The organism is Paenibacillus mesophilus (genome assembly GCF_005938385.1).
GTDB lineage: Bacteria > Bacillota > Bacilli > Paenibacillales > NBRC-103111 > Paenibacillus_AB > Paenibacillus_AB mesophilus.
Window position 1 is genome coordinate 88,631 of the sequence record NZ_VCRA01000021.1, and the last position, 12,519, is coordinate 101,149.

At 54.9% G+C, this 12,519-nt stretch carries 9 protein-coding genes; 8 read left to right on the forward strand and 1 reads right to left on the reverse strand.

Annotated features, from left to right (window positions below; translation table 11 throughout):
* The first annotated feature begins 12 nt into the window (after nucleotides 1–12).
* The 6 genes from pflA to FE783_RS27865 all read left to right on the forward strand — a co-directional run bounded on the left by pflA (nucleotide 13) and on the right by FE783_RS27865 (nucleotide 6,870).
* Nucleotides 13–732, forward strand: a complete 720-nt coding sequence (gene pflA / locus FE783_RS27840; protein ID WP_138882651.1) for a pyruvate formate-lyase-activating protein — start codon at nucleotides 13–15, stop codon at nucleotides 730–732.
* A gap of 220 nt (nucleotides 733–952) precedes the next feature.
* On the forward strand, nucleotides 953–1,306 hold the full coding sequence (locus FE783_RS27845; RefSeq protein WP_138882652.1) for a hypothetical protein: 354 nt from the start codon (nucleotides 953–955) through the stop codon (nucleotides 1,304–1,306).
* A gap of 176 nt (nucleotides 1,307–1,482) precedes the next feature.
* Complete coding sequence (locus FE783_RS27850; RefSeq protein ID WP_420799776.1) at nucleotides 1,483–2,328, forward strand: YitT family protein; 846 nt, start codon at nucleotides 1,483–1,485, stop codon at nucleotides 2,326–2,328.
* A 287-nt stretch (nucleotides 2,329–2,615) separates the two neighbouring features.
* Complete coding sequence (locus FE783_RS27855; RefSeq protein ID WP_158302068.1) at nucleotides 2,616–4,355, forward strand: ABC transporter ATP-binding protein; 1,740 nt, start codon at nucleotides 2,616–2,618, stop codon at nucleotides 4,353–4,355.
* 4 nt (nucleotides 4,356–4,359) lie between these two features.
* Nucleotides 4,360–6,369 carry an ABC transporter ATP-binding protein gene (locus FE783_RS27860; protein ID WP_138882655.1) on the forward strand — a complete coding sequence of 670 codons (2,010 nt, stop codon included), beginning with the start codon at nucleotides 4,360–4,362 and terminating at the stop codon, nucleotides 6,367–6,369.
* Nucleotides 6,370–6,387: 18 nt separating this feature from the next.
* Nucleotides 6,388–6,870, forward strand: a complete 483-nt coding sequence (locus FE783_RS27865) for an MEKHLA domain-containing protein (protein ID WP_138882656.1) — start codon at nucleotides 6,388–6,390, stop codon at nucleotides 6,868–6,870.
* A 245-nt stretch (nucleotides 6,871–7,115) separates the two neighbouring features.
* Here FE783_RS27865 and FE783_RS27870 read toward each other — a convergent pair whose 3' ends face one another.
* Nucleotides 7,116–9,347, reverse strand: coding sequence for an AraC family transcriptional regulator (locus tag FE783_RS27870; protein ID WP_138882657.1), 2,232 nt, complete (start codon nucleotides 9,345–9,347; stop codon nucleotides 7,116–7,118).
* 280 nt (nucleotides 9,348–9,627) lie between these two features.
* Here FE783_RS27870 and FE783_RS27875 point away from each other — a divergent pair, with 280 nt between their 5' ends.
* The gene (locus tag FE783_RS27875; protein WP_138882658.1) at nucleotides 9,628–11,289 is read left to right on the forward strand and encodes an extracellular solute-binding protein; all 1,662 of its coding nucleotides are present in this window, start codon (nucleotides 9,628–9,630) and stop codon (nucleotides 11,287–11,289) included.
* A 360-nt stretch (nucleotides 11,290–11,649) separates the two neighbouring features.
* A complete protein-coding gene (locus FE783_RS27880; protein WP_138882680.1) occupies nucleotides 11,650–12,507 on the forward strand; it encodes an ABC transporter permease in 858 nt (285 codons plus the stop codon).
* Nucleotides 12,508–12,519: the final 12 nt, after the last annotated feature.

Below are 12,519 nucleotides of genomic sequence, written 5' to 3' on the forward strand. Positions count from 1 at the left end.
GGGCGGTTACCCGTGAAGGGCAGAATTCACTCTCTGGAAACATTCGGCACCGTCGACGGTCCGGGCATCCGTTTCGTCCTGTTTATGCAGGGATGCGCGCTGCAGTGCCAGTATTGCCACAACCCCGATTCCTGGCAGACGGATGCGGGAACATGGATGAGCGTCGAGGATGTTTTGAACGAGATCGAGCCTTATGTCGATTACTACTCGAGGTCCGGGGGCGGGATAACCGTATCGGGCGGGGAACCTACCCTGCAGGCGTCATTTGTCTCCGAATTGTTCCGTGCCTGCAAGCGGCGCTGGGGGCTTCATACGGCGCTCGACTCGTCCGGATTTTGCGATCCCGGCCATGCGCGTGAGCTGCTCGACGTTACCGATCTCGTACTGCTCGATTTGAAAATGATGGATCGGGATCGGCATCTTGCATTGACCGGGCAGCCGAACGATCGGATTCTCCGGTTTGCGGAATGGCTGTCCGACGAAGGGAAACCGATGTGGATTCGCCATGTGCTCATTCCCGGTTTAACGGATGATCCCGGCGATCTGTCGGTTATGGGCAAGTTTCTCGGAACGTTGAGCGGTGTGGAAAAAGTAGAACTGTTGCCGTACCATCGAATGGGCGTTTACAAATGGAAGCAGCTCGGTAAAGACTATCCTCTCGAAGACGCCCGGGAGCCGGAGGAGGATGAAATCATCCTGGCCGCCTCGATTATCAAACAGAATCGCATATGAAGGGCGATTGAAGATCAAGCAAGGGAGCCGAAGGCTCTTCTGCTTGATCTTTTTTTAACTTTCGAACGATTGCGCCACTTATTGGGGTAAGTAAGAGGTGATATTCGGAGCAAAACGGAGGGAAACGTATCAAACAAGCGGCTCCGTGGCGGTTCCCTTTGAAATTCGCGCGAATTTGTGTTATTCTGGCAATAGAGAGATCGTGGGGAGGGGGGATAGTATGATTGCGTCCAAAGCGGTTCGAATGTATCATCTTCATATGAAGCTGATCGTCGCGTTCGCCCTCGTCTGGTCGTTTCTCATGCCGACGATCGAAACGGTCGTCACTCCCGTCTCCAGCACCATCCCCGCCGTTTCCTCCGGCATGCACGGATGCACCGCGGCAAGCATTTCCGGCCAAAACCTCGAGAAGCCGGAAGAAGCCGTAACCTGTTCGACCTCTTCCGTTCTGCTCCTGCCGCTTGGCCAAGTCGCATCGATGCTGCGTCACCGGCTTGCCTTCGCTATTCCTCTCCTGATGAAGAGCTTGCTGCTTCGTCCGATCAAATTCACATCAAAATACGTCGCAGTCTGAAGCATACATTCGCCAAGGACGATCGCGGAGTTATTACCGGCCGATTTGCATAAGGCTTATTTGTTGTGCCGTTTGATCCGATACTCATGTGCGCAAGTTCACAACCTCAGGAGGTTCCGATGAAAACAGACACCGTACAGCTTCATAACGCGCAGCCGCAAGCCCAGCACACCCAAATGACACGCACGAAATTTATCCAGAGGGTGCTGTTCCTCACGTTCGGCGCGGCGCTATTCTCGGTCGGACTCGAGATTTTTCTCGTACCGAACAACATTATCGACGGCGGGATCGTCGGCATCTCGATTATCGCATCGGCTTTGACCGGCTGGCCGCTCGGCATTTTCCTGCTGCTCTTGAATATACCGTTCTTTTATTTAGGTTATAAACAGATAGGCAAGACGTTCGCGTTGTCCACGCTGTTCGCGGTTGTCATCATGTCGGCCGGAACATGGCTGCTGCATCCCGTACAGCCGCTTACCGACGACCCGCTGCTCGCGGCCGTATTCGGAGGCATCATATTGGGCGTCGGCGTCGGGATGGTTATCCGTTTCGGCGGATCGCTCGACGGAACGGAAATCGTCGCGATACTCGTAACGAAAAAATCGCCGTTCTCGGTCGGCGAAATCGTGATGTTTTTCAACGTGTTCATTCTTGCGAGCGCCGGCTTCGTCTTCGGGTGGGACCGCGCCATGTACTCGCTGATCGCGTATTTTATCGCCTATAAAATGATCGACGTCATTATCGAAGGCTTCGACGAATCGAAATCGGTTTGGATCATTAGCGAGATGCACGATACGATCGGTCAAGCGATCATTCAGCGGCTTGGCCGGGGCGTTACTTATTTGCACGGCGAAGGCGCCTTTACGGGCGGGGAGAAGAGGGTCATTTTCTGCGTCATCACCCGTCTCGAGGAAGCGAAGATGAAGACGATCGTCGAAGAAATCGATCCGTCCGCCTTCTTGGCCGTCGGCAACATTCATGACGTCAAGGGTGGCAGATTCAAGAAAAAAGATATTCACTGACCGCGCTGCAGCGCCGGCAGGAAGAATCGGCATACAAGCGGAAGCCCCGTCATTCGGCCATCGGGTCGAGGCGGGGTTTTATGTTTTTTTTGCGGGAAAATTGACTATAGCGGAACCGTCCTTATCCCGGACGTCCGAAGTTTTGTATGCTAATAAAGTCGTTTATGTAATCGAAAAATTTAGTTTACCAAAGTTGCCCTTCCCTGTATAATAGTTGAATCATCGATCCGAACATACGTTCTGTAAAAGGACGGCCAAGAGGTGATCCCGTGAATTTCATCGTCAAAATGCAATGGTTTCTGAAGCAAAGATGGTCGCGCTACTTGATGACGATTCTGCTGATGACTGTCGTCAACGTGCTGAACGTTATCCCGCCGAAAATGATCGGCAACGTGATCGACTCGATCCGGCTGGACGAACTGATGGCGGGACAACTGGCGCAGACGGTCGGCTTCCTGTTCGCGCTCGGCATCTTGCTCTATGTGCTCAACTTCGTGTGGGTATTTTCACTGTTCGGCAACTCATTCCTGCTCGAAAAAATGCTGCGCTCCCGTCTGTTTGCGCACTTGACCCGGATGGCGCCTTCGTTTTTCCACCGGAACCGGACGGGCGATTTGATGGCGCTTGCCACGAACGACATATTGGCGATCAGTCAGACGGCCGGTTATGGCGTACTGACGCTCGTAAGCACCGTCTCCGGGACGACGATCGTGCTGGTGACGATGGTGACGCTGATCGATTACAAGCTGATGCTGGCGGCGCTTGTGCCGCTGCCGTTTCTGGCGATCGCGATTAGCGTGCTAGGTAAGATGATGCGCAAACGGTTTTTGGCCGCCCAAGCCGCTTTCGGCAAAATGAACGACCATGCGCTCGAATCGATATCCGGCTTGCGGGTCATCCGCTCTTATGTACAAGAGACGAAAGACATCGCGGCGTTCGGAACCGTCACCCGGGATGTGATGGATAGAAACAAGGAAGTCGCTTTCGTTGGCTCGCTGTTTCAGCCGATCATCCAGACGATCGTCGGCATCAGCTATGCGATCGGCATCGGCTACGGCTCTTATCTTGTATTCCACAGCGAGCTGACGGTCGGGCAGCTCGTCTCGTTCAACATTTATCTCGGCATGCTTATATGGCCGATGATTTCGTTCGGCGAGTTCATCAACGTGCTTCAACGCGGAAGCGCTTCGGCGGATCGCGTGGAGACGGCGCTCAGCGTACAATCCGACGTGCTCGATCCGGAGCGTCCGGAAGAGGTGGTCGGCCCGGCCGTGATCGAGTTCCAAGATTTGACGTTCCGTTATCCGGGGACGGAGACGGACAGCCTGAAGCATATCTCGATCCGGTTGAACCGGGGGGAAACGCTCGGGATTGTCGGGCGCACCGGGAGCGGCAAGAGTACGCTGCTGAAGCAGCTTCTCCGCCAATATCCGATCGAAGAGCAGGGGCTGCTTATTGCGGGAACACCGATTGAACGAATTCCGCTCGAAACCGTAAAAGGCTGGATCGGGTACGTGCCGCAGGAGCATCTGCTGCTGTCCAAGACGATTCGCGAGAATATCATGTTCGGCAATCCGGAAGCGGGGGAGAGACGTCTTGACAGCGTCGTGGAGATGTCTTGCCTAGCCGAAGACATACGCCAGATGAAGGACGGACTCGAGACGGTTATCGGCGAGTACGGCGTCATGCTGTCCGGCGGTCAGAAGCAGCGGGTCGGCATCGCCCGGGCGCTGCTCGTCGATCCGGAAATTTTGATTCTCGACGATGCGCTGTCCGCCGTCGACGCCCGTACGGAAAGCCGGATTCTGCAAAGCGTGCGTGCGGAGCGGTCCGGGAAGACGACGCTGATCGCCACCCACCGGCTGTCCGCCGTCAGCCACGCGCACCGGATCGTCGTGCTTGACGAAGGACGGATCGTGGAGGAAGGCACGCATGAGCAGTTGATGGCGATCGGCGGCTGGTACAAACAGCAATTCGACCGCCAGCAGATGGAGTCGAGCTTGCTGAACGAGCTGGATAAGGGGTGAGCGGATGGAATCGGCGAAGGAAGAAGTGAACAAACAAAAGGTGACGCGGCGGTTGTTCCGGTACGCGATGCTGTACAAGGCGAGAATCATCGTCGCCCTGCTTCTGCTCGTTGCCGCAGTCGGCACGCAGCTGGCCGGTCCGTACATCGCAAAGGAGATTATTGACGACCACTTGCTCGCGATCGAGCGGACCTGGTATGAAGCAGACCGGGGCCAGTTGGCGCCGGGAATTCGCAGCGTCGAATACGGCGGCAAAGCTTATGTCCGCGAAGATTGGACCGATAAAGGGACGGCGGCTGCGGCAGGTTGGAAAATGGCGGCGATCCGGCAGGATGGCGCGTCCTTGACGATCGAGGGCGGGTCGGTTTCCGGCAAAGTCCGGCTGTCGGCCGACGAGGTGCTCGATTTCTACAAGCATGACATTCAGCCGATTATAGGATTGCTCGGTCTGTTTTTGGGCTTGCTGGTGCTGTCCGGAATTTTGACTTTCGTGCAATCCTACATGCTGCAGACGACCGCCTTGACGATCATCCAGAAGATGAGGATGGACGTCATGACTCATATCCACCGCATATCGGTCCGCTACTTCGACAATACGCCCGTCGGGCAAGTCGTCTCCCGGATCGCCAACGATACGGAGGCTATCCGCGACTTGTTCATGAGTTTCATGGCGACGTTCGTCGTAAGCGGCGTCAATCTGCTCGGCATTTTCGTCGCGATATTTATATTGGATTTCAAGCTGGCTATGCTGTGCTTGCTGCTCATTCCGTTTTTTATTCTCGTAATGGCCATTCATCTGAAATATTCGAAGGTGTACGTTGCCGCCATGCGCGCACGTCTGAGCGACATGAACGCGATGCTGAACGAATCGATCAATGTAATGCCGATGATTCAGGCGTTCCGCCGCGAGAAAGCGCGTCTGTCCGAGTTCGAGGTGCTGAACGAAGACCGCTACGTCAATCAGCGCAAGCAGATGAGGCTGTTCTCGTTGTCTTCGAGGAACATCGTTGGTTTGACAGGGAGCTTGATGACGGCGTCGGTCATTTGGTATTTCGGAGGCAAGTCGTTAGAGACGGCGATCTCGTTCGGGGTGTTTTATGCCTTTATCGATTATTTGGGCCGCATCTTCCAGCCGATTATCGGCATATTCGATCAGCTGACGAATGCGCAGCGGGCGTTCGTATCGGCGGAACGGGTATTCTCGCTGCTTGACCGCGAAGGGCTTCCGATCGAGGAGGAAGCGTCGCCGCCGCGTCCGCAGGGCAACGTCAAATTCGACGGCGTTTCGTTCGCCTACAATGGAGACGATTACGTTCTCAAGAACATAACGCTCGAAGCGCGCAAAGGCGAGACGATCGCGCTCGTCGGCCATACCGGCTCCGGCAAAAGCTCGATCCTGAACTTGCTGCTCGGCTTCTATGAACCGACCAAAGGCACGATTACGATCGACGGGCAAGACATTACCCGGATGTCCAAGCAGGCGCTGCGCAAGCATATGGGCATCGTGCTGCAGGATCCGTTCCTGTTTACCGGGGACATTAAGTTCAACGTCGCCTTGCACGAGGAGCGGATCGATCTGGAGCAAGTGAAGAAGGCTCTCCGCGAAGTGGGCGCGAGCAGCTTCGTCGAACAGCTGCCGAAAGGGTACGCCGAGCCGGTCGTGGAACGCGGCAATACGCTGTCCGCGGGACAGCGGCAGCTGATTTCATTTGCCCGGGCGCTTGCCTACAATCCGGCCATCCTCATCCTGGACGAGGCGACGGCCAGTATCGACAGCGAAACCGAAGGCATTATCCAAGATGCGCTGCAAGTGCTGCGCGAAGGCAGAACGACGTTCGTCATCGCCCATCGGCTGTCTACGATCAAAGACGCCGACCGGATCTTGGTGCTTCACCGCGGCGAGATTGTCGAGTCGGGCAATCATGAGCAGCTGATGGCTCTCCAAGGCCGTTATTTCAAAATGTATCAGCTGCAAAAAGGAGAAGCGGCGAATCCGGCCGGTTCGCGCACATGAGGAGGACATCGGACGATTATGCGTTATACCGGAGTCGGAGCCACCGACGAGCATGCCAGATTGATTATGGACAGCTACCGCAAATGGACGGGAAAATCGTTGCTGGATGAAGGAGCCGATTCCGGCAATGAATTCGAGCGCCTGTTCCGCTCTCCGGTCGTGGTGCTGTCCCACGGGACGGAACCCGACCCGATCTTGAATTTCGGCAATCGGGCGGCGCTGGCGCTATGGGAGATGGACTGGGAGACGTTCACGCGCACGCCGTCGAGACTGACCGCCGAACCGATGATACGCGAGAAGCGGGAAACCTTCCTGAAGAACGTGAGCGACAACGGCTACGTCGACAATTACACCAGCATTCGGATTTCCAGCACCGGCCGGAGATTTTACATCATCGAGACAACCGTATGGAACTTGGCGGACGAGAACGGTATAGTTCGGGGGCAGGCTGCCGCATTTCGGGAGCACCGTTGGATTGATGAAACGCCGGTTCGAGGGTAGCGCGAGCCGAGCCACCCATAATGGAAAACATGCAGGTAAAAGCGGCCGCAACGGCCGGGTTGCAGCGTTATACTGGAAAAGATGCAGCTATTTTCTTGTCATGACGGCGATCGGCGCCGTATTGGGTGAAATAGCTGGACTTTTTCCAGTTCACTAGCGAGAATGCGTCGTTTTCCCCGAAAATAACTGCATCTTTTCCATCTGCGGAAACAAGAAAGCGGGACTTCGAGCGAAGTCCCGCTTTTCTACTTCTGCGGATTCAAAATTTTGTCACGGCGGTATTCCCCCGGCGTAATGCCGGTCAGACGCCGGAACATCCGGGTGAACGAGTTGGCGTTCTGATAGCCGACTTTGGCCGCGATATCCTGGATTTTCTCCTCGGTTTCCTCGAGCATTGCCTTCGCTTTCTCGATTCGATATTCGTTCAAATAATCGCTCAAGTTTTGCCCGGTCTTCTCCTTGAAGTAGTTTCGCAAATAGCCGGTCGAGATGTTCAGCCGGTCCGCGATCAAATCTTGATAAATGTCGTCTCCGTAACGCTCCTCGATGAAACGGACGACGAAATCGACGATCGGATCGCGCGCTTCGCGTTTGTCCCGGATCAGGGCAGACGCCTGCCCGAGCAGACGCTCGAAAAACGCGGCGTATTGCTCCACGGAGACGAGCCGTTCAATCTCATCGAACGGAGTACCTTTCGTATACAGCGCATGCGTATCGATTTTGTGGGCCATGAGTGCCATCAGCACTTTGGATACGACATCGCTCGCGAATTGGCGATAATGCAGAGCGGCCGCTTCGCTTTTGGCGAGCCGGTGGAGCGAGCCGCGGGCAAGCGTGAGCAGCTGCGCTTCGTTTCCGGCCTCCAGCATGGCGGCGAAGCTGCGTTCTTCCTCCGACGTCCACAGGATGAGCGGCTCGGCGGCGCCCGAGGCCTCCACGATTTGCGTCGCGTCGTCCAGCTTGCGGCTCCTTACCATCTCGCCGGCGGCTTCGTAGGCGGACGTGAACTCCGACGGTTCCCATAGACGGGGCTGGCATGCGATCGTTAGCTGGTAATACGCTTTGTCCTGATCGAATACCCGCTTGAAGTAGCGCAGCTTTCCGGAAATTTCGTCCGACACGTCCGTATCCGTGAATACGATCGACAAGATGCGGTCCTTCTCGATCTGCATCGTCATCGAGTCCGGGAACGACTGCGTCACGTTCAAATTGATAAATTCCAGAAAATAAGTCGCCTTGAGCGGATGCTCGTTGCTAAGAAGCTCGTATTCCCGGGTATAATGAATATGGAACATGATGAAATGGAACGGCCGCTTCGTCTCGATCAGCGACTGCATCTCGGTATCGTCTGCGTGAATGCTTTTGATTTTGTCCAAATAGCCGTATTTTTGCAGCAATGAATTTTTGCGATGGACCGATTCGATAATATGCTCGAGCCCTTCGCTGATCACGTTGAATTCGTGGATTTTACTGCTGTGCCGGATAGCCGGATTCATTTGCCGCAGCGACTCGACGATGCGCTGCACCGGATTTTTGAAGCGGACGCTGAGCAGCACGGAAATGGCGATACTGACCAGAATCGAGACGGCGAACAGCGCAAGCAGCAGCACATTCATTTTCATAAGCTGGGAAGCCACGCTTTGGTAAGGGATGACGCTGACGTAAGTAAGGCCGGACAACGAACCTTTTTCATAAAAGAAATAGTTGTTCGCATGCAGCGCATACGCCCGGTCGGGCGTCAGCTCCGGCAGCTGGCTCGGCCGGGAGCCCGTGCTGAAAAACAGCTGTCCTTCCCGGTCCATCATATAGAACGGATTGTCCGAAGCTTGCTTCAGAGCGGCGAACATCCGGTCCGTGTCGACGAACGCCCCGATGTAAAACTGGCTGCCGATCTGGCTTCTGATAATAATCGGGAAGTAGCGGCCTTTGTCCGGCGATACGAAATCGATCCGGTACTTCCGGAACTCGGACGAAGGAAAGGCGCGGAAATGAAAGTCTTCCGTAAATTGCTTGGCCCAGAAATCGGAGCCGTATTCCCGGCTTACATAGTATTTGCTGAACATGTCTTCGGCACGCGTGTAGCCGTTCTTGTCGATGACGAAGTTTTGTTCCTTGAAATAAATGAAAACGTTCTCCAGATCAAGGTTGTAATTGCCTACGATCGATTTGAACTCGTCGGCCAGCTCGTTGACGATCGGAAAGTCGGAGTCGATATTTCCTTTCTTGAGCGCCGTAACCGAATTGTCGAAATAATACCGGGTCAGCAGATCGTCCAGCTGGCTCAGCTGTTTCTCGTAGCCGTCCACCGTCTTGGAGACGCTGATCGAATTGGAGCGGATCAGCTGATCGCGCATTTGGCTGAAGAAGAACTGATAAGCAATCACGTTGAAGGCGAAGGAAATGAAGATGACAATCATGAACCCGAGCAGAAGCTTGGCGAACAACGATTTGCCGTTAAACCGGATGCGGCGTTCCATGGTGCGTTTCCTCCATTCCTTGAGCGGTTGCGTATATATAAGTATAATCGATGAAATCGATTTCAACTAGCTTTCCCTGCTATTCCCTTTCGTATCTCTTATTCCGTATAGCAGAAACATCGCTTTTTGGGGAATCAGTTCCGGTTCGGAATAATTGCGGCGAAACGGATTGTTGTTCCGGTGGCGGGGAGCGTTTACTATGGGCATCAGGAGCCGGACATCGACAGGCGGTGTTTGGGTGTCCATGACGAACTGAATCGGAAAGGGGCTACAGAGCAAAATGAAACGAGCGGTTAAAGTGTTGCTCAGCTTAAGTTTGATAGCGGTTCCAATGATCGCCGCATGCGGCAAGACGGACGAGTCCGGAGGCAAGACGACGGCGGATGCCGGCAAGCAAGGAACGGGGACAAGCAAGACGGTGCCGGAGAAATACGATCCTCCGATCGAGATGACGACGGTGAACTACAGCTTCCCAACGACGAAGTTTTTTAACGGGGAAGACATCAACAACAATATTTGGACGCGGACGCTTCTGGAGAAGTACGGCATTAAGGTGAAGACGCAGTGGTACGTGCCGAACACCGAGTACGACAAGAAGACGAACCTTATGATCGCCTCCGGGGAAATTCCCGATTTCTTCGCGGCGACTCCCCAGCAGTTCCGCCAATTGTATGAAGCGGGTCAGCTGGAAGATATGACGAAGGCGTACAACGATCACGCGCCGGAATCGATCAAGAAAGTGATGCAGCAGGCCGGGGAAACGGTGCTGAAATCGGCCACGTTCGACGGCAAGCTGATGGCGATTCCATGGTCCGGGGTCGCGAAGGAAGGTCCGGCTATCCTCTGGATCCGCAAAGACTGGAAGGAGAAGCTGAATCTGCCCGATCCGAAGACGATCGACGATCTGGTCGCGATCGCCGACGCTTTCACGAAGAAAGATCCCGACGGCAACGGCAAGGACGATACGTTCGGCCTGGCGATGGACAAGGAGCTCGGCATGGCGGCCGGGCTGATGAATGGCTTCGGCGCCTATACCGACTTCTGGATCAAGGACGCTTCGGGAAGCTTGGCCTACAGCGAAATTCAGCCGCAAATGAAGCAGGCGCTCACGAAGCTCGCCGAAATGTACAAGGCGGGGCATTTCGATCCGGAATTTATCGTCAAGGACAGCAACAAAGTGAACGAAAGCATCGGGGGCAACAAAATCGGGATGATGATCGGCGGCCGCGGATCGGCGAACTCGCCTCTCGTCTCGCTTACTCCGAACCAGGAATGGCAGGCGTATCCGATGCCGACGGTGGACGGGAAGCCGTTCAAGGCGCAGCTGCCGCTCAACATTTTCAGCTATTACTGGGTCGTGAAGAAAGGAACGAAAAACCCGGAAGCGATATTCAAGATGATGGACTTCTGGCTGCAGACCTACTACTACAACAAGTCCGAAGAAGTGTATTACAAATATATCGTGCCAAGCAAGGAAGACGGGTCGGCGCTCTGGACGTATTCGCCGGTCAAAATTTATTTGCCCGACAACAATATCGAGAACTACCGCCAAGCGACCGCCGTACTGGACGGCAAGGTTAAGCCCGAGGAGCTCGCTCCGGAACGCAAGAAAGTATATGACCGGATCATGCTGTACAAGGGCGGCCAGAAAAACTTGTGGGGCGAATTCGCGCAGAACGGCCCCGGCGGGTCGGCCGGCATCATCGACCAAATCATCAAGGAAGACCGGTTCGTGCCGAACCAGTTCTACACGACGCCGACGGCGACGATGGCCGAGCGCAACGAGCAGCTGAAGAAGCTGAGAAACGAAACGTTCGTCAAAATCGTAACCGGCAATTTGGGACTCGACGCGTTCGACAAATACGTAGCCGATTGGAAGAAGCAGGGCGGGGACATCATTACGAAAGAAGTAAACGACTGGTACGCCACGCAGAAAAAATAATACGAAAAGCACCAAATCCACGAGAGGCGCAGCGACTGCGCCTTTCGGAATTTCAGGCGGAGGAACCCCTATTCCTCGCCGCAGCGGCTATTCCGAAACGGTTCGGCGAGGGATTTCCTGCGCATCGGAATAAAAGTGGCGAAACGGATCGTTGTACCCCGAACGTATCGCGGCTACGATGGGATTACCGACAGCGGGCCGATTGACGCCCGGGTAGCCGGATAGGACGAGCGGCTACTTGCAATCAAGGACATCGCGGAAAGGGGCATACGATTGCTATGAAGCAGAGAAGAGAGGGGGGCGACGGCTGTGAAGGCGATACTTAGCGCGAAGCGGCTGAGAGAGCTGCCGCTCCATCTGATGATATTGCCGGGCGCCATCATCGTGTTCATCTATCATTACATTCCGATGGGCGGACTCGTCATGGCGTTCCAGAAATATATTCCGGCCAAAGGCATTTTCGGCTCGGAGTGGGTAGGGCTGCGCAATTTCGCTTACGTGTTCAGCTTGCCGAGCACGATGGAAGTGTTCTGGAATACGCTGTTTATCGCGATGATGAAAATCGTGGCAGGGCTCGTTGCGCCGATCGCGACCGCGCTGCTGCTGAACGAAATCGGCAAAGCCGCCTTCAAGCGGACGGTGCAGACGCTCGTTTACTTGCCGCACTTTTTATCGTGGACGATATTGGCCGGTATTTTGATCGACATTTTGTCGCCGGGCCAAGGGATCGTCAATAAGGTGCTCGGCTTGGCGGGCATCGAACCGATCTTTTTCCTCGGGGACAACAACTGGTTTCCTTATACGATTGTCATCTCCAATGAATGGAAGGAGTTCGGCTTCAGCACGATCGTCTATTTGGCCGCATTGTCGGGCGTAGACCCGTCGCTGTACGAGTCGGCCGTTATCGACGGTGCGGGGCGTTGGCGGCAGACGTGGCACATTACGCTGCCCGGCATCCGGCCGGTTATCATCTTGCTCATGACGCTCAGTCTGGGGCAAATTTTGAATGCGGGCTTCGAGCAGGTGTTCAACCTGTACAGCCCTTACGTGTACGAGAGCGGGGACATTATCGATACGATGGTATACCGGATGGGGCTCGAGAACGCTCAATACAGCCTGGCGACCGCAGTCGGGCTGCTGAAATCGGTCGTATCGCTCGTCATGATCTCGGTATCGTATTTGCTCGCTTACCGATTGGCCAATTATCGCATCTTCTAGAGAAAGGGGGAA